Genomic DNA, 18,775 nt, shown 5'->3' with positions numbered 1-18,775 from the left:
CAAGCTATTTGTTATCAACAACCTGTGTAGAAATTTGCCAGGTTACACCGAATTTGTCTGTTACTTGGCCATATGATGGGCTCCAGAATGTTTCTTGAAGCGGCATAATTACTTGGCCACCTTCTTGTAGTTTTTCGAATACTTCTTTTGATTTTTCTACTTCGGTTATGGTAATCGCTATCGTGACTTGTGATCCAAGTTGATATGGTTGACCTGGAAATGTATCAGAAAGCATTAGATCTGTATTACCAACTTTCAAATGTGCATTTAATACAAGGTCTTTTGCTTCAATTGGAGTGGGGTAGTCTGGATTTTCAGGCATATCTCCAAAAGTTTGAAGTCCCAAGACTTTCGCATCTAAAGCATTTTCATAAAACTTTACAGCTTCTTGCCCATTACCATTCAAAACTAAATAAGGATGAAGCCCTAAAATCATACTGGACACCTCTTTTTTATTAATTTTTAACCCATAACAGAACTAATGTTCTTATGTATATTACCATATATTACATTTGTTTGCAATAACCTTAATTAAAATTTGCCCCTCAAAAGAGTTGTGAAATTATAACTCTTCATACTATGGTTCAGCAGTCGATCTTGAAGATAAAACTTTATTAAGTGTAAAGCAATTGAACCCTGTGAGTTTCAATAATGAAAGCTGCTAAAACATAGCCGTATCTTTAAGTAGCCACGAGAGTAATTTATTGGTTAGTAAGCAATCACTGTTTATCCAAACCGTCAATATGATCGCTGGTCGTCTTTGTATCCTCACGATTTTTAACACCTTTGCTTTTATAGGGTTTGGCACTCTTTGCTTTGTTTGAACTAGCTTGCCAGCGAGTCCACCCCTTCTTACCTGTTCCTCTGCCTGTTCCGCCCTTACCTTTTGCTTTACTCATTTAATCATCTCCATTATGTCTTGTACGTAGTTAGCTTCTCGGTTAGTCTTATCCATTTTAATTGGGTAAAAACCAAACGTAATGAAATATAACATATAACAGTCAGCTTTTCTACTGACGTTGCAAACTAATCTCATCAATCCATGTGTACTGAAGGAAACATGAAATATGATAATCATTGTATTTACGCATTGGCATTGGACATATTACAGGTTTATTTTATGAACTCCATCTATGGCAATTTTGCAAGTGGTTATTGACAAGCACCCGCCATTTTCAATCTAATTCGGGCATTAAAATAATAGGGGGGCTACGCGTGATATTATCTCTGACGGACTATATCTGCATTTTTATTCACCAAACGGATTTAACGCTTATGAATAACATAAAAAAACTGCACCTTTGAAGGAAAAGAGCTGGGCGACACCATCATTCCAGTGACTGAAGAGTTTAACAGGCTGGTTACCTGTGGCATAACGGCGGATGAAATCTACGAAGTCAAAAGAATTCTTTCAAAAATGAAACTGAACGTCTTAAATAGATGAGAGCTGCAGCTTCGCAGCTCTCTTTTTCATCCTCTATTGGAAAGGGTTTTTTGCAGAAAAATCATTTCTTCAGCCAATTGTTTAATGCGGCTGTTCACATCCGCAGTGACGATTTCACTATGTTCATCAAAATCGGAATTGTGGACGAACACATTTCCCAGCGGCACTACGCCTTTCAAGTATGTGAGGATTGGTTTTAGCTGGTATTCCATGACGAGGTAGTGCTTGTCGGTGCCCCCCGTTGTCACCATGCCGGTCACTTTTGACTTAAAAGCTTCCATTGGAAGATGGTCGAACAGATTTTTTAAAGCTCCAGGAATGGAGGCCTGGTAAATCGGTGTCCCGATGACAAGGAAGTCGGCAGACAAAACCGTGTTCACTACCTTCACCGTATCCTCGTTGTAATAGCTAAGCGGTGTACCTTTTACAAATTCTACTTCATAATCTTTCAAATCAACCAATTCGATATCGATGGATGAATCGATGGATTTAGCTGCCCACAGTACTTCATGGACGGCCTTTGATGTTTTTGAACCGATCAGCGAGCCTGAGACCCCAACAAGTTTCATTTGCTTGTCCTCCTATTTGAATACACTGTGCTGTGAAGCGGCTGGACCCTTGAAGACGGATCAACATATTTTTTTCGCATTATTGATCGCAATCGGTGCTTCACCGAGGCCTACCGCAATTAATTTTACTTTGCCTTCATAAGTCGCAATATCTCCTGCAGCATAAATCCCTTTAATATTCGTTTCCATTTTGGAATTGACGATAATGGAGTTTTTCTCCATCTCCAGCCCCCAGCTCTTGATGGGGCCAAGCGAAGAGATGCTGCCGTAATTCACAATCACGTGGTCTACTTCAATTATTTCTTCGTTTCCATCTTTGTCAGCCAGGACAACCTTTTCAATCCTTTCACTGTCTCCGGCCAGCTCTTTTACCACATACGGTATTTTTACTTCGGACACCTGACTTGTATAGATTCCCGACACTGCTTTCATGCGCTTTAAAGCCTTCTCTGCGATGGCAGAGCGTCACTTTTTCAGCAATTTCATCAAGCATCAATGACCAGTCAAGGGCAGAATCTCCACCTCCGCATACCAGTACTTTGGAATCCCTAAAGTCATGTAAATTTTTAACGGAGTAATGAAGATTTTTTCCTTCATAAAAATCAGCACCCAGGGCGGTTAATCTTCTCGGTTCAAAGGCCCCTATTCCACCAGTGATAAGAATGGATTTTGTAAAATGCTCTCCCTTATTGGTCGTTAACCGGAAGCTGCCATCTTCTTGTTTCTGAACCTCCAAAACCGTCTCATTTAAGCATATTTCTGGTGAAGCATACCGGGCCTGGTCAATCAGGTTATGGATAAACTCTTTTCCAAGTACTCTCGAAAAACCGCCAATATCGTAAATATATTTATCAGGATAAAGCTCGGCTACCTGCCCGCCCAGCTGGCCAAGACTGTCGATTATTTTAACAGACATACTCCGCATGCCGGCATAGAAAGCCGAAAATAAACCGGCCGGCCCGCCGCCAATGATGGTAATATCGAATTCATTATGTGTACTCATAAGGCTGCTCCTTTTTCATTCCACTAATGAATAAGGTGCCAAAAAGGCACCTCATTCAAAAAATCAATTATTTTTGTGCAGTCTCGAACTTTTCTGTTACAGCATCCCAGTTGATGATGTTAAAGAAGCTTGCAATATAATCAGGTCTTCTGTTTTGGTAGTTCAGATAGTAGGCATGCTCCCAAACGTCGAGGCCAAGTATGGCAGTCTTCCCTTCCATAACCGGGTTGTCCTGGTTTGGCGTGCTTGTTACTTCAAGCTTGCCGTTCTCACCGGCAACCAGCCATGCCCATCCAGAACCAAAACGTGTTGCGGCAGCTGCAGAGAATTCTTTTTTGAAGTTGTCAAAGCTGCCGAATGCTTCGTTGATCGCTGCTTGCAGTTTGCCTGAAGACGCATTGTTTTCTTTAGCAGGAGCAATCACTTCCCAGAACAGGCTGTGGTTCAGGTGCCCGCCGCCATTGTTCCTTACAACAGTTCTAACCGCCTCCGGAACAGCATCAAGGTTCGCAAGCAGTTCTTCAAGAGATTTTCCCTGGAGTTCAGGCTTGCCTTCAAGCGCAGCATTCAGATTGTTTACATATGTTTGATGGTGTTTGCCATAGTGGATTTCCATTGTCGTCTTGTCAATATGAGGCTCCAATGCGTTGAAATCATAATTTAAAGCTGGCAGTGAATAAATTGTTATTATGTAATCCCCCTAAGAATTATATTTTTATACCTATTGGTATAATAAGTACAGTTAAATAATATAAGATGCCATCCTGAAAATCAAATGGTTTGTCTGCGATGTCAATAATTTATACTTTATGGTATAATTAATATGTAATCTTAAATTTTCTCTCCACAACGGAGGTAATAATATGAATCCTATTCCAAAGAGCACGAAAGAGAAAATTCTTGATTTGCTCAAAAAGGAAGAATCCTTGACGGTCAATGATTTAACGGATCGTCTCCAAATTACCCATATGGCAGTACGAAAGCACCTCATCAGCCTTGAAAAGGAGGCCCTGATTGCCTCAAAGGCAATCAAGCAGCCGAAGGGAAGGCCGCTCCAATCGTACATGCTATCCAGTAAGGCCCAAGGACATTTCCCCAAAAATTATGAAGGCATTAGTGTTGAATTCCTTCATGACATAAAAGAAATCCATGGCGAAGAGTCAGTTGAGCTTTTATTTAAAAAAAGGGAGGACCGCCTCACCCGCGAATACAGCAGCAGGATCGGGGATAAAACCACTGCATTTGAGAAGCTTAACGAACTGGCTGACATTCAAAACGAAAAAGGCTATATGGCTGAGCTGGCCCAAGTTGATGAAAACACCTTCGAATTGACCGAATATAACTGCCCAATCTTCTCTGTCGCAAGGGATTTCAAGGTCGCTTGCCGCTGTGAGACCGAGCTGTTTAAAAACATCCTCGGCACGGAACAGATCAATAGAACCTGCTGCCAGACAGATGGCGACAGCCACTGCAAATTTTTATTTAAAATAAACTGAGGAGCATACTGCGGTATGCTCCTCGTTTTTTTACGCGGCTAGTTTTAAATATTGAAAGCCGTTTTAGCCGTGCTCTTTCATGCACATCGGGTTCATTGCCACAGCTGGTAGTTGATGCAGCAACTTTTCACGCATGTTTAATTAAATCGAGACTGCAGTGCGGGTTTTTATAATAACGCCGATAATGGCTAGACTGGGAACCCCGGTCCCTCGCAGCCTATTTGATCCACTTTGTGACTGGCATAAATGGTTTGCGCTTACCTTCGGGCGGGCTCGCTAACGGATAGCCAAGATAAAGGAATCCAAGGACTTCGCCTTTCTCAGACAGGCCAAAAAACTGTTTCATCAGCGGGTCATATGTTGGCTTTCCCGTTCTCCATACCCCGGCAAGACCAAGGCTATGTGCCGCCAGCAGCATGTTTTGAATGCAGGCGTATACCGCTCCATATTCTTCGACGTCAATCGCTTTTGGGTTGTCGCTTGGCTCAACAGCTACCGCGATGATTGCAGGAGCCCGAAATGGCTTCTCTTGGACTTTCTCCAGCTTTTTCGAATCTGTTTCACCGTTATTCCGGGTAATTTTGAGGAGAACATCCCCCAGCTGTTTGCGGCCCTCACCCGTCATAACAAAAAATCGCCATGGCTCTGTCCGGTGGTGGTTTGGAGCCCAAGTACCAGCTTCTAAAATTCGCTCAATGTCCGCTTCCGGTACAGCCTCATCCTTTACAAGCCCAAAGCTTCGCCGCGTCTTGATTGCTTCCAGTACATCCACGTAATCTCATCCTTGTCAAAAATATTTAGTGGCGGTCCGAATTTTTCCTCAAACCTCATTTTGCATCACAAACAGGGACTTTTCCTTGCTGCATGCTAAACTAGCAGGAGTCCTTAAACAGCCGGTGGCCCAAACTTTCCAAGCCGGAAGTCGCGATAAGCCTGCTTGATTTCTTCCATGGTGTTCATAACAAACGGGCCGTACGGAACGATCTCTTCCTTAATCGGGGTGCCGGAATAGACAAGCACCTTGGAACGCCTGCTGTTTGATTTAATGACAAGCTCGCTTGTATTATTCTCATTCCCGCCATCGTTAAAGGTTAACGTGCCAACGCCATGTTTTTTTAAATTCACCTGGTTGCCCCCAAAGTCCATATCTCCTGATAGCACATAAACGAAAGCATTGTGAGTTTCAGGCAGCTTGTGGACATAGGTTACCCCGTTATCCAGGGAAATTTCAGACAGAGTGATTGGGACAAGGGAATTCAGCGGGCCCTTTACACCGGCAATATCCCCTGAGAATACTTTTACAGAACCACCCTCGAAGTTTACCGTGGGTGCATCCTCGCTGTAAATATTCTGGTAGGTCGTTTCCGTATTCTTCAGGTGCTTCGGCAGGTTTAGCCACAGCTGCAAGGTATGCGCAATATCGTTATCCACGCCTTCTTCCGCATGCCTTGCTGCCCAGCCGGCATTCATATACTGCACATCACCTGGCTCAAGAATGTCTCGCCCGCCGGCATTATCAATATGCTCCAGTCGCCCATCCACTACATATGTAACAGTCTGGAACCCTCTGTGCGGGTGATCGGAAAACGTTCCGCGCTTAAACCAGTCCTCGGCCATTAAAACAAACGGATCAAAGTCTGCCCAGCGGTCGACAGGCAGGATCCATCCCTTTTGGATAGAAGGAAAACCAACTTGCTCATATTTCACATACCAATGATCTTTAACATTTCTTTGTAAAATTTGTTCTGCCAAATCTGCCACTCCTTTTTCTTGATGATCTTTTTTTTATTTTTGTTTTAAAAATTTATCTATCTCCATTTGCCGCCGCTTCTCTCCATGCTTTTCGGATAAACACTGATCATTCTGACCATGTTAACACACAGCATGATAAAAACAATAAATGCAACAGCGGGATTAGACCCAATAAAAAAATGGGCAAGGGCCGCGGCAATCATTGGCTTTGTTAAAGCAAATATGGTCATTTTCCAAAGCAGCTGAAATTTTAACTTTCTTTGCAAAAGTCTGCTAAGTACCAGGCCGCACCCTGCCAGAAAGGTGAGTCCCGCTAATCCGTAAAAAAACATAAAAAACGGATATAAGATAAGCACCTGGGTGATATAAAGACTTTGATTTCCCTGATTTGCATGAAAAAGCAAGTCCGTTTCCACAGGAAGCAGCATAACGATCATGAGTATGAAAAAGTAAAGAATCGTACTTTTCATATCTAATTTGTTCAACCGCACTACAGCTGCCTTTTTCGGAAACAACAAGCAATCCTTCAATACGGTAATGTATTTCATTTCATCGTCCTTTATTTATGCATAAACAGCCAATTCTGCCTCAATGTGCTGTTTAATCAGCTCCAGGCATTCCTCGGCAGTTTTTGCAAATATCCGCTTGCCGTTTACGATTGCATACGGCCTTTTGGCACACATTCCGCAGAAGGAAAGGCAGCTGTTTTCAATTACCGCAACTTCCGGGTATCCTGTTTCCAAAATTTCTTCCAGGGGAATTTCCGTAATCAGACTGCCATCACAAATTTCAACAACAACAATTCCCATTGCGCTTCCCCTCCTTGTCATGAGTATTGGCACTTTCTAAACTTAAAGGTATAAAAACCGGATGCAAGTTCCTAGAGAATTGTAGCCGTAAGTTTCAGCTTCTTCCCTTCATGCTTTACCAGGAGTTCAATGATATCATCATCTTCGACGAAAAAATCATTAACATATTTCAGCCCCCTGTGAAACTGCTGTGTTCCTTCAAAGTAAAACACCTCAGCAGTTCCCTTGACTGTTTGGGAAAACTCGAAGCCGCAGTCAATATGCAAAGTGACCATCTTTCCAAGTCCTGTAGGTTTGTCCTTAAAGGGAGTGCTATATTCTCTAAAAACGAGGTCAAATCCTGACATATCGTCCGGTAAAGGTGGAAACACAGTGAAGTTGTAGTTAAGGTGTCTTGCGGAACCGCCTCCATCAGTAACTCGGCAATCATATTTGATTACAGAGCTACCTGTTCCCTTAACTCAGCTTCATCCCAACCTTTACAAACATCTACCCATTCCTTTGCAAATGAATATTGAAACAACTCATCAATAGTCAGTTCTATCGCAGAATTGGTGCTGCCGCAGGCCGGAAAAAGAGTCTTGAAGCGTTTCATTGAGACATCCAAGTAGACATCCAGTTCATTTTTCAAACCAAACGGACAAACCCCGCCGATCGCGTGTCCGGTTTGATCCAATACTTCATCAGGCGTGAGCATACGTGCTTTGAAGCCAAATGCATGACGAAATTTCTTGTTATCGATTTTTGCATCTCCGGCAGCGACGATCAAGATGGGTTTCTCTTCTTGTCCCCTGAAGGATAATGTTTTTGCAATACGAGCAGGAATGACACCAATTGTGTCAGCTGCCTGCTCAACCGTAGCGCTCGATGTTTCAAACTCCATCACATTATCTTCACGATTCCACTGAGTAAAATGGGCTTTTACACTTTCCAAAGACATCTTATTCATCCTTCCCCTATCGGTGTTATATAGAATCATAACACAACTTAATTGGAAAAAAATGAATAGGATCTTGGAAAAGCTAAGCAATGATGAGTTTTAATTCTAAGGTCCCGTACATACATAATCACTCCTTACTACCTTTTTGCTCCTCTATTCCCTGGTGAGTGGCTGTATGCCGGATAGTTTCTTCCATTTGCCGGTGTTTGTCAGATTGTGAACTCTTAATCGCATGTTTGACATTGAGTCGTGTCGATTCGCATTTGATTTGCCAACTTCTTTTGTATGTAAGGTAGCAAACAAGTCAATAATTAGAAAGGGAATCGTTGACGTTTGATTCCCACAAACGAATGGGTACTTTGATAATGTCAGCTGAATTGGGCTGCTCTTAGATGTTCTTGGTTATATTACAGTTTGATCAACGATTTCAGATTAAAGAAGAGGTGAATCATGATGGTCAAGGCAATACAAAACGCTGATTACGAAGCACTTGTGGAAAATGCGGACAAACCAGTTATTCTGGAGTTTGGGGCGGATTGGTGACCGGGCTGCCGACAATTGAGGCCGGTGGTCTCTGCGGTTGCTGAACAGGAAACAGACGTGGATTTCTTTTATGTTGATGTGGATCAAGCACCTGATCTGGCTAGCAGGTTTGGTATCATGAGCATTCCAACCCTTGTTCAAATTAAAAACGGAAAAGAAACAAATCGCTTGGTAGGTTTTATGCCTGAGGAGCAAGTAAAAGAATTTGCTCTCTCATAAACATTCCTATTTTACGCGGACCTGCGTTATGGAGCACTTTGCGTTCCAATCTGGCAGGTCCTTCATACTTTTTTTCAAGCCTGTCCGTTAAAAAGCTTAATTTATACATTATAGAGCCTATACAACAATTCCAAGCCTAACCAACTGTTTCCCGTCTCAAAATAATAATTTTTACTTGTTTCACTATCTTAAACTGTTGGCATGGATTTTTTCGTTTTTGATAAATGCCTTATGATTTATTTTCCCAAAATATAGATTTATTCTTCAAATACTTTCATGTACAGTCACCAACCTCAGTAAATAAAAACTGCCACACGTCCGTAAGAGTTACCTGCTTTTTAAAAGGTTTTAATTTAATTTTTTGACAAAGTAATTTTAGTGGTATAATATTATCTCGAATTCAAAATATTTTAATTCGAGATAATTATAATATTTTGAGTTTCAAAGAAATGTTGAATTATAAAGAGGTGTATGGCGTGGGGTTTTTGAGCAAATTAATTGGTACATCAACCACCAAGGAGGAAATAGCAATGGAAAAATTAAATATCGGAATTATTTTAGGAAGCACACGTCAAGGACGTGTCAGCCCTCAAGTTGGCAACTGGGTAAAGGAGATTGCTGACAAACGTGGCGATGCAAATTATGAAATCGTAGATATTGCGGACTTCAAATTACCATTTGTAGGCGAAGGTACTGGTGAAGAACCTGGATTAAAAGCATGGCCAGAAAAGCTTGCAAACTTGGATGGATTCGTATTTATTGTCCCAGAATACAATCACAGCATTACAGGAGCATTAAAAAATGCACTTGATTCAGCACGGGATGAATGGCACAATAAAGCAGCCGGTATCGTAAGCTACGGTTCCACAGGTGGTGCACGTGCAGCTGAACATTTACGCGGAATCTTAGGAGAATTACTTGTTGCGGACGTTCGTGTACACCCAACATTGTCTTTATTTACAGATTTTGAAAACTTCGCTGAATTCAAACCTGCTGATTTACACCTGAATAATGTCAATCTTATGCTTGACCAAGTGATCGCATGGAGTGGAGCATTAAAAACTTTACGATAAAAACATAGAAATTTACAAAGATGGGGGGTGATCATTCACCTCCCTTTTTTGTGCGGTTAGCATTAAATATTAAAAAGACACCTGATTGTTCGACAAGGTAAACAGTTCCTTCAATTTTTCAACCTATAGAAAACTGTGGCTTCATGATAAAATAATATATTAATAATCTATCTTTCCAGCTTTTATCCCCATAATTCTCACAAGCAGGTGTACGATATTGGATATCAAGCATTTACAATATTTTATTGAGGTTTCAAATTTTAATAGTTTCTCACGTGCGGCGAATCATTTATTCATCACGCAACCAACCATTAGTAAAATGATTAAAAATCTGGAGATAGAGCTGGGAGTTGCTCTTTTTGACCGATCTCGAAAGCAATTGGTCTTAACTGATGCAGGACGCATTATTTTGGAGCAAGCGCGATTAATTGACAAAGCGTTTAAGAATTTAGAAATAGAATTAGACAATCTGACAGGACTAAAAAAGGGGCATATTCGCATCGGTTTGCCACCAATATTTGATGCCCAGTATTTTCTTAAAATAGTTGGCATTTTTCACGAAAGATATCCTCAGATCACTTTTCAATTGGTTGAGGATGGTTCAAAGAAAATCGAAGAAGCGGTAGGAAACAATCTTCTCGATGTTGGTGTGATTGTTCTTCCGACTAAAAACGACATCTTTGACCATTTCTCTTTTATGGAAGAAGACCTAAGGCTTATCCTTCATCCATCGCATCCATTAGCAGAACGAGAGGAAGTAAATTTAGCTGAATTGGCGAAGGAATCGTTCATATTGTTTAATAAGGACTTTGTCCTAAACGACCGAATTGTTTATTCTTGCAACAATGCAGGCTTCAATCCACACGTTATTTCGGAAAGCTCACAACGATTTTTTATTGAAGAAATGGTCGCAAACAAATTTGGAGTTTCCCTGCTGCCGGAAAGTGTTTGCAAGGATCTAAATAAAAATGTAAAGTCAGTCAAAGTAGTGAATCCATCAATCAGTTGGAATCTGGCGATTATATGGGGTAAAAATCAATATTTATCCTTTGCTGCGAAAGAATGGCTGCAGTTCATGAAAGCTCAGCTTAAACTCGGTTATCGATAAACGTGTAATAAAAATATTCTTTGCTAAAAACGGTTCTTTTTATAGAGCCGTTTTTTTCATTCAACTAATCTATATACATATTGCATACGTGTAAGTGTTTACATAGATAACATCTATACTAATCATAAAATATAACAATTTTACTAACCGAACAATGCGGCGTAAACTTTTGACAAGCAAGAAAAACCTTTTAACAAAGTGGATATAGTGTTTATTCAGCTAGAATCCGGATGAAAGGAAGCTATTTAATGAAAGCAAAAAAAGTGAGCGAAAGCCGTATTGTCAATACCGCGCAAGTATTATCTTGCGACTTAAATAACTACAATACATTGTTTGGCGGCGTCTTGATGAAAAAGCTCGATGATGCCGCAACTTTATCAGCCCGCAGGCATTCCAGGGTTAAAGAATGTGTAACTGCATCCACGGATTCAATCGATTTCTTATGCCCTATTCATCAAACTGATTCAGTCTGTGTGGAATCGTTTGTCACATACACAGGAAAAAGCTCCATGGAGATTTTTTGCAAAGTTATTGCCGAAGATATGATGAATGGCGAGCGTCGGATCGCTGCTACGGCATTTTTGACATTTGTAGCTTTAGATGATAATAAGCGGCCTGTTGAAGTTCCACATGTCTTACCAGAAACAGAAGAAGAAGAATTCCTCTTCAACACAGGTAAAGACAGAGCAGAAATGCGTAAATTCAGAAGACAAAAAAGTAAAGAATTAGCTGAGTATATTTCACTGGAAAAACCATGGGACAAAAAATAGGAGGATGAATTTGATGCTAACTTTATGCAGTATTGATGAGCTAACAACCACCAAACAAGCCCTGGAGAAGTTAAAAAAGGACCATCCAAACCTTTTTGGAAAACTGTTGGATATCGTTAATCTTACGCGTGCATTGCATTTTAAATATCATTACATGGGAAGTTTAGTTATGGGTGAGGATCCTGGCCAAGCCGTCCCAAATTATGTATATGGCTCTGTACTGCGCTTGTATAAGAAAGAGTTGCAAAAATTAAAAGATGACGATGATTTCCCAGTATTACAAAAAACTTTTTCTGAATTCAGTAACACCGGTTACGCAAAAATCAGTCTTTTAGTACTCGGTGAAACACCTGAATCATTAGCCTCTTCTGGCATCAGATAACTTGCCTTGCAACGACCATAAAATTGGAGCGCACCGTTATAACCAACGTGACCCTTTTTCCATTATACATGATTGTTAATGGTGATAAATTTGTACTCTATATGGACAGATAACAGCGCGTGAGACAAAGAATCGGTTTAATCAAAAAAACGCCAAGAGGGCGTTTTTTCCTAATAAATATTCGTTTTGCTGACCCTGTATCTTTTGTACCAAAACAGGTTCATTCAAAAAGTACTTATTGTAAAATTTTATTACTTGATGGCTCTGTCACTTTACCGACATATGCAGACTGATAGATTTTGAAAATATCCTCCTTGTCTAAAGGCAAAGGACTCCTGGCCAATAGCCGCTTCTGCTTTACTCCATCTTCGGTCAATTTTTCAAGCGCACTTTCCGGAATTCCAAATCCCTGTAATATTTGCGGGATTCCTACGTCTGCTACCAGTTTTTCAAGCTCCTCTACACATTTGTATGAAGCCTCTTCATCGGATAAATAAGCTGAATTTCCTCCTAAAGCGTTCAGAATATCAGCCATCCGTTTCGTGCAGCTGCTTCTTATATACCCCATCACATATGGCAGAAGGACAGCATTAGATTCGCCATGCGGAATATGGAACTGGCCTCCGAGGGGATACGCAAGTGCGTGGACACCTGCAACCCCGGCATTGAAAAAGGCAAGTCCGGCAATATAGCTTCCATCACTCATATCGATGCGTGCTTGTTTATTTTGCCCGTCGGCCACCGCTTTCCTGATCGAGCGGCTAATCAAACGAATCGCCTGGAGGGCCAAACCGTCCGTTGTGGGATTGCCGTTGACAGACACATATGCCTCAATTGCATGGGTTAGTGCGTCAACACCCGTTGCGGCCGTTACATTTGCTGGCATCGTAACCGTCAACTCCGGATCGACAATCGCTGAATCTGCCAGCAAATAATCATGGGTGACCACATCTTTCGTGGTTTCCAAAGACAGAACCGCTATATTTGTCACTTCTGAACCGGTACCCGATGTAGTCGGAATCAGGATTTTCGACAACCCTTTTTTGGAAACTTGCTTTGTGCCTGAAAGATTTAGGTAGTCTGCTACCAAACCTTCATGTTCCGATAGAACAGCGGCAAGCTTGGCAAGGTCGAGCGCACTTCCGCCTCCCAGTCCAATGACGAGGTCGAATCCCCCCTCCCTTGTATATTTGACGAGTTTTTCGCCCACTTCAAGAGGGGGTTCCGGCTCGATATCAGTATAAATATCAACATCAAATCCTTTTTGCTTCAATGGACCGGTTATACGGTCAGTCAAGCCTATTTGCTTAAGTACGGGATCTGTCACCAGTAAAATGCGCTTGGCCCCGTATTTTTCGACCTCCGGAATGAGCTGCTCTAAAGAACCCCATCCGGTGTAACTTAATGGTGTAAATACGAGCTTTGAAAAAGCCATATTAGGCCCTCCTTCCTTATTCGTAATAACCCTCTGTTGATTTGCGAAAATTCCTGAATTGTTCCGAATCGTGCCCGAACCATACCTGTGATTTAGTTTCCGACGAAATCCTGCGTATCTTTTCCACTGTTTTTGCATAACCGAGTGAGTCATAAATGATCCCCGGCGGCTTGATTGGCGGTCCGTAGCTTTCTGCTGTGTAAATGGCGTCCGATGCCAGAATGATGCCACCCATTTCCGGCAGCTGGACGTGAAGCCCGATCATTCCCCACGCATGCCCGCTTCCAAAGTTCAAAACCTTCACTCCGTCTGCCAGAACGAGATTGTCCTCGTCTCGTTTCACGGTCCTCCATTGCAAGTTGTTCTTGATCCATGCATCAATATCCCCCCAAATGTAGGCACCTTCTTTTTGATTACGTGCATACGATTGGAGCGTACCGTTCAGTTCATCTTCATGAACGATAATGGTAGCATTCGTAAACATTTCCAGGCAGCCAGCATGGTCCAAATGGAGATGGGAGGCAACTACAAATTTAATGTCTTCCGGTCTGACCCGCAATTGCTCGAGCCGGTTGTGCAGGTAACATTCCTCATTTGCCGTCCATGGAAACGTCTGCTGGGTCGCCTCAGTCCATCGTCCTTGTGGCCCCATCGACTCCGGATTGCAGGCAGTGTCGAATAGGATTTTTCCGGCAGGATGGTCAATAAGCACTGTATAAATAGGAAACTCGACAAATTCAGTTTGCGCGTTCGGTTTTTTGAGCGTCGCCGGATTGTGCATGGCAATCAACCAGTTCTTATCCATTTGCATTCTTCCATTATCCATTACGTACAGCTTTGGATGTTGTTTAATAGTGTTGCACATTCGTAGATTCCCCCTTATAAAAATGTTTTTACAGAAACAAATTTTAATTCCGTCATTTCCTCAACGGCGTACTTAATTCCTTCACGCCCATAACCGCTCTCCTTTACACCGCCGTACGGCATATGGTCGACCCTGAACGTCGGAATATCATTGATGATAATAGCACCGGACTCAATCTTTCTTGCGGCATAAAACGCTTCATCGATATTTGTGGAATAAACTCCAACATTCAAACCATAGACTGAATCATTGACAAAACCAATCGCTTCATCCAAATCTTTATACGGCATGATCGACACAACTGGTGCAAAAACTTCCTTGCAGGCAACTTTCATTTTTCCGTTGACATCAAGTAAGATTGTTGGCTCAAATACCGTATTTTGTCTGCTTCCTCCGAGCGCTACTTTGGCACCTCCTTCTTCTGCCTCCTTGACCCAAGTTTCAATCCGGTCAATTTCCTTGCTGTGGATCATCGCGCTGATATTCGTATTCTCATCTAAAGGATCGCCGATTTTTAAAGTTTTCGATTGTTCAGTAAAACGCTTACAAAAATCTTCATAAATATCTTCGTGAACATAAATCCGTTGCAATGAAATACATACCTGTCCTGAATAAACAAAAGCACCTTCCACACATCTTGAGATGACCCGTTCAAGTGGAACGTTTGGCTGGACAATGACCGCCGAATTGGAACCCAGCTCTAGCGTTACTTTTTTCAATCCAGCTTTCGCCTTGATGTCTTTTCCAACCTCCGCACTGCCTGTAAAAGTTACCTTTTTTACCCGATTATCCGTGACCAGAGGATCCCCAATCTCGGCACCACTTCCAGTCACGATCTGCAGAGCACCTTTTGGCAGGCCGGCTTCATCAAAAATTTCGGCCATTTTCAATGCGCTTAAAGGAGTTTGATTAGCAGGCTTTAAAACGACCGTGTTCCCGGCTGCAAAGGCCGGTCCGAGTTTATGGGCTACAAGGTTAAACGGGAAGTTAAAAGGTGTGATTGCTGCTACTACCCCGAGTGGTTCCCGCCATGTCATCCCCAGCCGATTTTCACCACCCGGTGCAGCGTCCATCGGAATGGTCTCACCGTAAATCCGCTTCGCCTCTTCAGCGGCAAATTGGTACGTAACGATTGTCCTGTCAATTTCTCCGCGTGCTGTCTTGATTGGTTTGCCTGCTTCCTGAGCAATGATAGTAGCCAATTCCTCTTTTCGCTCACGCATCAATTCAACGACGCGGTATAGAATGGCAGACCTTTGATGTGCAGGCATCTCCTTCATTTGCTGAAAAGCCTCATAAGCCCCTTCAATCGCAACATTTACATCAGCAGTATCAGCCTTGCTTATATTTGCAAGTAAAGCGCCGCGGTATGGAGAATAAAGCGGATATGTACGATCCTTTACGATCCATTCTCCATTAATAAATAGCCCTTTTGTCGTCGCATTCAAGTTATCCCCTCCTTAATATTTGTCATCATTTATTAATGCAATAATTATGCCAATGTGATCATTACTGAAAACTAAAGTGATTGTTCATCCCTGGCTGTTGAAAAAATTCACCAAAAATAAAGGAATCATTGATAATCTTCTAGAATTAAAGTGGTGATAATATTCACTGTTTTCTGGAAAATATTCACCAGAGGGGTGTTTAAATGGAAACGCAAAGCTTGCTTCATTCCATTCCGTGGGAAAACATTCTTTCATCGATGCATAATAGTGTCCTCGTCGTTGATGATCACGGAACCATCAGGTTTATGAATTCCTCTGCGAGAGCTTTGTTTCAACTCGAGGCTCAAAGTTGGGAAGGCCGAAGCATTGAAAAACTTGTTCCAAATCAAAAAATTATGAAAGTTTTAAAAAACGGCGACAGCTTTATTGGTGAAAAGATCGTCATTAACGGAAAGCAGTGCATGGTCAATCGTACTCCTTTATATGAAGACGGCAATCTTATTGGCGGAATAAGTGTCATTCAGGATATCTCCGAAATTGAACAATACCGGAATTTGCTGAAACAGTGGGAAGCGGTTTTGGAGTTTTCAACCGATGGAATTTATGTCGTGAACAGTGAAGGCATTACGATTTATGTCAATAAAGCTTACGAGGATATGACCGGCTTTGACCGTAAAGACCTGATCGGCAGGCATATGAAGAAATTAATGTTGAACGGCTATATCGATCAGTCTGTGTCCCTGCTCGTGCTGGAAAAGAAGCAGAAAATCTCAATCATACAAAAAATCGGCGGCAAAAAAGATGTCATTGTAACCGGGAACCCGGTTCTGAATGATTCTGGTGAAATTGAGTTAGTTGTAACGAGCGTCAGAGATATTACGCAACTGAACGATATCAAGCATGAATTATTAAGAGCCAAAACCTTTTCACAATATCATGATCACCGCTTTTCCGTGAAGATACATGACTCTGATCAACATGTCGTCTTCCAAAGCGAAAAAATGAGCGAGGTCCATGACAAGGTGAAACAGGTCGCTCCCTATCCAACCAGCATTCTTTTATCCGGGCCCTCCGGGGGGGGAAAAGAGGTGTTCGCTAATTTGATACACCATTACAGCACTCGAAAAAATGAACCTTTCATCAAAGTGAATTGCGGTGCTATTCCTGAGCAGCTTTTGGAATCGGAACTATTCGGTTATGAAAAAGGCGCATTTACCGGGGCGAATAAGGATGGGAAAATCGGCCTGCTTGAACTTGCCGATGGCGGAACCGTCATGTTTGATGAAATTGGTGAAATGCCGCTCACGATCCAGGTGAAGATGCTTAGAGTCATCCAGGAAAAACAAATTTTAAGACTTGGTGGAATAACACCAAGAAAACTTGATATCCGAATCATTTCGGCCACCAATAAAGACTTAAATAAACTTATTGAAAAAGGAGATTTTCGCGAAGATCTATATTATCGGCTCCAGGTAGTCGAAATTCATATTCCTCCTCTTGTCGAACGGCAGGAAGATATTCTTTTATTGGTTGATCATTATTTTTCGTATTTCTGCCAACAGTTCCGCATTGAAAAGCGCTTGTCTGAAGAGTCCAAAAAAATCCTTCAGTCTTACCATTGGCCCGGCAACGTAAGAGAACTCCGGAATCTGATGGAAAATATGATTGTTTCTATTCCAGCAAATCTCATCGAGCCACATCATCTGCCCGTGCATGTTTATAGCCAGGCAGATTTTGAAAAGCCATTAACACTCAAACAAAAAGTCGAAAATTATGAACAGCGAATCGTCTATGACACGATAAAGAAGCATCCTTCTTTAAGAAAAGCAGCCGCAGAGCTGAGCATTGACCATTCAACACTAGTTAAAAAAATAAAGAAATGGAGGGACTAAAAAAAGGGCCTGACCCGCGCTGCTTTAAAGCATTAACGCAGCGGGGGTCAGGCACCTAAATACTCTACAGCAAAATAACAAATATCCCCCCCATGACCAATAGGATCCCAATTATCGTCCTGTAAGTGATGCCTTCCTGGTTCTTGAACATGAAGTAACTTACCGGTGTTACAACAACTGGCGTTGATAATGTAATAAGGTTGGCGATCGAAATGGGGATATAGCGCATTGAAGCTATTACTGCGATTTGAGCTGTGATGGTAATGATTCCACTGATCGTATAAAGTAAAACGCCCCTGGAATCCGAAGTTTTTAAATCTCTCCAAAAATGGCGGGTATTTTTATTGGTAACTGCATGCATCAAAAAACCCAATATAGCGCCCAATACTCCGCCAAGTATCGGCTGATTCCAGTTTTGGATGGCTACTCCTCTGACGACATTGCCCACTGCATATGAAAGGGAACTAAAAAAAGCTAACAAAATACTCGATGTCAGGATCCATTTGAGTGAAAGACTTCTGATCGATTGAACCTCAATTTGTTCTCTGCCGGCGGCAAGTTGACTTTTCACCGTTCTCTGTGAAACGTATGAAACAAGAAACAGCCCTAGAAGAACAATGCATATTGCCAATACATCGATCAAGTGTAACCTTTCGCCGAGAAACAACCAGGCGATAAGCGCGGTAAATAACGGATTGCTCACCTGGAAGGCACTTGCTCTTGTTGGCCCCAATTTATCGATCGTTTCAAAGAAAAACCAGCGCCCCAAATATGTACTAAAGACTCCAGCCGATAAAAAAAATAAAAACCCTTTTGTATTCCAATCAATATTGCCTTGTTCAAAGAAAAGCATTTGAACAGCAAATAACAATAATCCAAAAATGATATTCATGCCAACGGAAATTAAAAATCCAAAATGAAGATTCAGCCGCGCAGCAGCTACCTTTGTTAATATAATATTCGTAGAAAACAAGAGCATCGCAGCAATCGCCAGCAATTCACCCATATGTTCATCCCTTCTTCCTTA

21 protein-coding genes and 1 pseudogene are annotated in these 18,775 nt (G+C 41.8%); 7 read left to right on the top strand and 15 right to left on the bottom strand.

Translation table 11 applies throughout. From position 1 onward, the window contains the following. Window positions 1-4: 4 nt before the first annotated feature. The 5 genes and pseudogenes from CU635_RS09600 to CU635_RS09575 all read right to left on the bottom strand — a co-directional run bounded on the left by CU635_RS09600 (window position 5) and on the right by CU635_RS09575 (window position 3,704). Complete coding sequence (locus CU635_RS09600; RefSeq protein ID WP_101577148.1) at window positions 5-436, bottom strand: VOC family protein; 432 nt, start codon at window positions 434-436, stop codon at window positions 5-7. Between the two features lie 283 nt (window positions 437-719). Beyond that, on the bottom strand, window positions 720-899 hold the full coding sequence (locus CU635_RS09595) for a DUF3934 family protein (RefSeq protein ID WP_101577147.1): 180 nt from the start codon (window positions 897-899) through the stop codon (window positions 720-722). Window positions 900-1,470: 571 nt separating this feature from the next. Further along, entirely contained in the window at window positions 1,471-2,013 is a 543-nt protein-coding gene (locus CU635_RS09585) for an NADPH-dependent FMN reductase (protein WP_101577146.1), read from the bottom strand. Continuing rightward, window positions 2,010-3,016 (bottom strand): annotated as a pseudogene (locus CU635_RS09580) (NAD(P)/FAD-dependent oxidoreductase). Before CU635_RS09580 ends, CU635_RS09585 begins: the two are co-directional and overlap by 4 nt. Window positions 3,017-3,083: 67 nt before the next feature. Beyond that, window positions 3,084-3,704: a superoxide dismutase gene (locus CU635_RS09575; protein ID WP_101577145.1), complete on the bottom strand. Its 621-nt coding sequence runs from the start codon at window positions 3,702-3,704 to the stop codon at window positions 3,084-3,086. 175 nt (window positions 3,705-3,879) lie between these two features. Between CU635_RS09575 and CU635_RS09570 the strand changes: the two genes are divergently transcribed. Further along, window positions 3,880-4,512 (top strand): helix-turn-helix transcriptional regulator, encoded by a 633-nt coding sequence (locus tag CU635_RS09570; RefSeq protein WP_101577144.1) that lies wholly within the window; start codon window positions 3,880-3,882, stop codon window positions 4,510-4,512. 217 nt (window positions 4,513-4,729) lie between these two features. Here the strand turns inward: CU635_RS09570 and CU635_RS09565 are convergent, their stop codons facing one another. The 6 genes from CU635_RS09565 to CU635_RS09540 form a co-directional block, all read right to left on the bottom strand. Then, window positions 4,730-5,284 (bottom strand): nitroreductase family protein, encoded by a 555-nt coding sequence (locus tag CU635_RS09565; RefSeq protein WP_101577143.1) that lies wholly within the window; start codon window positions 5,282-5,284, stop codon window positions 4,730-4,732. Between the two features lie 113 nt (window positions 5,285-5,397). Next, complete coding sequence (locus CU635_RS09560) at window positions 5,398-6,264, bottom strand: pirin family protein (protein WP_101577142.1); 867 nt, start codon at window positions 6,262-6,264, stop codon at window positions 5,398-5,400. 56 nt (window positions 6,265-6,320) lie between these two features. Next, window positions 6,321-6,812, bottom strand: a complete 492-nt coding sequence (locus tag CU635_RS09555; RefSeq protein ID WP_101577141.1) for a DUF1189 family protein — start codon at window positions 6,810-6,812, stop codon at window positions 6,321-6,323. Window positions 6,813-6,827: 15 nt separating this feature from the next. After that, complete coding sequence (locus CU635_RS09550) at window positions 6,828-7,073, bottom strand: YuzB family protein (RefSeq protein WP_101577140.1); 246 nt, start codon at window positions 7,071-7,073, stop codon at window positions 6,828-6,830. A gap of 71 nt (window positions 7,074-7,144) precedes the next feature. Next, window positions 7,145-7,420 (bottom strand): hypothetical protein, encoded by a 276-nt coding sequence (locus CU635_RS09545; protein ID WP_142382820.1) that lies wholly within the window; start codon window positions 7,418-7,420, stop codon window positions 7,145-7,147. A gap of 89 nt (window positions 7,421-7,509) precedes the next feature. Further along, window positions 7,510-8,013: a YbaK/EbsC family protein gene (locus CU635_RS09540; RefSeq protein ID WP_101577138.1), complete on the bottom strand. Its 504-nt coding sequence runs from the start codon at window positions 8,011-8,013 to the stop codon at window positions 7,510-7,512. Between the two features lie 558 nt (window positions 8,014-8,571). Between CU635_RS09540 and CU635_RS09535 the strand changes: the two genes are divergently transcribed. The 5 genes from CU635_RS09535 to CU635_RS09515 all read left to right on the top strand — a co-directional run bounded on the left by CU635_RS09535 (window position 8,572) and on the right by CU635_RS09515 (window position 12,108). Further along, window positions 8,572-8,775: a thioredoxin family protein gene (locus tag CU635_RS09535; RefSeq protein ID WP_101577137.1), complete on the top strand. Its 204-nt coding sequence runs from the start codon at window positions 8,572-8,574 to the stop codon at window positions 8,773-8,775. A gap of 530 nt (window positions 8,776-9,305) precedes the next feature. Beyond that, entirely contained in the window at window positions 9,306-9,848 is a 543-nt protein-coding gene (locus CU635_RS09530; RefSeq protein ID WP_180955476.1) for an NADPH-dependent FMN reductase, read from the top strand. A gap of 217 nt (window positions 9,849-10,065) precedes the next feature. Continuing rightward, window positions 10,066-10,956 (top strand): cidABC operon transcriptional activator CidR, encoded by an 891-nt coding sequence (gene cidR, locus CU635_RS09525; RefSeq protein WP_101577135.1) that lies wholly within the window; start codon window positions 10,066-10,068, stop codon window positions 10,954-10,956. 248 nt (window positions 10,957-11,204) lie between these two features. Continuing rightward, the gene (locus CU635_RS09520; RefSeq protein ID WP_101577134.1) at window positions 11,205-11,726 is read left to right on the top strand and encodes an acyl-CoA thioesterase; all 522 of its coding nucleotides are present in this window, start codon (window positions 11,205-11,207) and stop codon (window positions 11,724-11,726) included. A 13-nt stretch (window positions 11,727-11,739) separates the two neighbouring features. Continuing rightward, window positions 11,740-12,108 carry a hypothetical protein gene (locus tag CU635_RS09515; RefSeq protein WP_101577133.1) on the top strand — a complete coding sequence of 123 codons (369 nt, stop codon included), beginning with the start codon at window positions 11,740-11,742 and terminating at the stop codon, window positions 12,106-12,108. Window positions 12,109-12,343: 235 nt separating this feature from the next. Here the strand turns inward: CU635_RS09515 and CU635_RS09510 are convergent, their stop codons facing one another. Genes CU635_RS09510 through CU635_RS09500 form a run of 3 tightly spaced genes read right to left on the bottom strand, consistent with a single transcriptional unit; the run spans window position 12,344 to window position 15,856 of the window. Next, a complete protein-coding gene (locus CU635_RS09510; protein WP_101577132.1) occupies window positions 12,344-13,543 on the bottom strand; it encodes an iron-containing alcohol dehydrogenase in 1,200 nt (399 codons plus the stop codon). 16 nt (window positions 13,544-13,559) lie between these two features. Further along, the gene (gene ahlS / locus CU635_RS09505) at window positions 13,560-14,408 is read right to left on the bottom strand and encodes an AhlS family quorum-quenching N-acyl homoserine lactonase (protein ID WP_101577131.1); all 849 of its coding nucleotides are present in this window, start codon (window positions 14,406-14,408) and stop codon (window positions 13,560-13,562) included. Window positions 14,409-14,422: 14 nt separating this feature from the next. After that, on the bottom strand, window positions 14,423-15,856 hold the full coding sequence (locus CU635_RS09500) for an aldehyde dehydrogenase family protein (RefSeq protein ID WP_101577130.1): 1,434 nt from the start codon (window positions 15,854-15,856) through the stop codon (window positions 14,423-14,425). 203 nt (window positions 15,857-16,059) lie between these two features. Between CU635_RS09500 and CU635_RS09495 the strand changes: the two genes are divergently transcribed. Next, complete coding sequence (locus CU635_RS09495; RefSeq protein ID WP_101577129.1) at window positions 16,060-17,748, top strand: sigma 54-interacting transcriptional regulator; 1,689 nt, start codon at window positions 16,060-16,062, stop codon at window positions 17,746-17,748. 64 nt (window positions 17,749-17,812) lie between these two features. On the opposite strand, the gene CU635_RS09490 is transcribed toward CU635_RS09495, so the two are convergent. Continuing rightward, window positions 17,813-18,754: a DMT family transporter gene (locus CU635_RS09490; protein WP_101577128.1), complete on the bottom strand. Its 942-nt coding sequence runs from the start codon at window positions 18,752-18,754 to the stop codon at window positions 17,813-17,815. Between the last annotated feature and the right edge of the window lie 21 nt (window positions 18,755-18,775).

Source organism: Bacillus canaveralius, from assembly GCF_002860125.1.
GTDB lineage: Bacteria > Bacillota > Bacilli > Bacillales > Cytobacillaceae > Bacillus_BJ > Bacillus_BJ canaveralius.
This window is presented reverse-complemented; position numbering and strand designations above follow the sequence as displayed.

Bases quoted from the DNA above. Each gene is read 5' to 3' on its own strand.
- CU635_RS09545 (WP_142382820.1), bottom strand. From the start codon at position 7,420: ATGTCAGGATTTGACCTCGTTTTTAGAGAATATAGCACTCCCTTTAAG.
- CU635_RS09540 (WP_101577138.1), bottom strand. From the start codon at position 8,013: ATGTCTTTGGAAAGTGTAAAAGCCCATTTTACTCAGTGGAATCGTGAA.
- CU635_RS09600 (WP_101577148.1), bottom strand. From the start codon at position 436: ATGATTTTAGGGCTTCATCCTTATTTAGTTTTGAATGGTAATGGGCAA.
- CU635_RS09530 (WP_180955476.1), top strand. From the start codon at position 9,306: ATGGAAAAATTAAATATCGGAATTATTTTAGGAAGCACACGTCAAGGA.
- CU635_RS09555 (WP_101577141.1), bottom strand. From the start codon at position 6,812: ATGAAATACATTACCGTATTGAAGGATTGCTTGTTGTTTCCGAAAAAG.
- CU635_RS09495 (WP_101577129.1), top strand. From the start codon at position 16,060: ATGGAAACGCAAAGCTTGCTTCATTCCATTCCGTGGGAAAACATTCTT.
- CU635_RS09520 (WP_101577134.1), top strand. From the start codon at position 11,205: ATGAAAGCAAAAAAAGTGAGCGAAAGCCGTATTGTCAATACCGCGCAA.
- CU635_RS09550 (WP_101577140.1), bottom strand. From the start codon at position 7,073: ATGGGAATTGTTGTTGTTGAAATTTGTGATGGCAGTCTGATTACGGAA.
- CU635_RS09515 (WP_101577133.1), top strand. From the start codon at position 11,740: ATGCTAACTTTATGCAGTATTGATGAGCTAACAACCACCAAACAAGCC.
- CU635_RS09510 (WP_101577132.1), bottom strand. From the start codon at position 13,543: ATGGCTTTTTCAAAGCTCGTATTTACACCATTAAGTTACACCGGATGG.
- CU635_RS09595 (WP_101577147.1), bottom strand. From the start codon at position 899: ATGAGTAAAGCAAAAGGTAAGGGCGGAACAGGCAGAGGAACAGGTAAG.
- CU635_RS09490 (WP_101577128.1), bottom strand. From the start codon at position 18,754: ATGGGTGAATTGCTGGCGATTGCTGCGATGCTCTTGTTTTCTACGAAT.
- CU635_RS09570 (WP_101577144.1), top strand. From the start codon at position 3,880: ATGAATCCTATTCCAAAGAGCACGAAAGAGAAAATTCTTGATTTGCTC.
- ahlS (WP_101577131.1), bottom strand. From the start codon at position 14,408: ATGTGCAACACTATTAAACAACATCCAAAGCTGTACGTAATGGATAAT.
- CU635_RS09585 (WP_101577146.1), bottom strand. From the start codon at position 2,013: ATGAAACTTGTTGGGGTCTCAGGCTCGCTGATCGGTTCAAAAACATCA.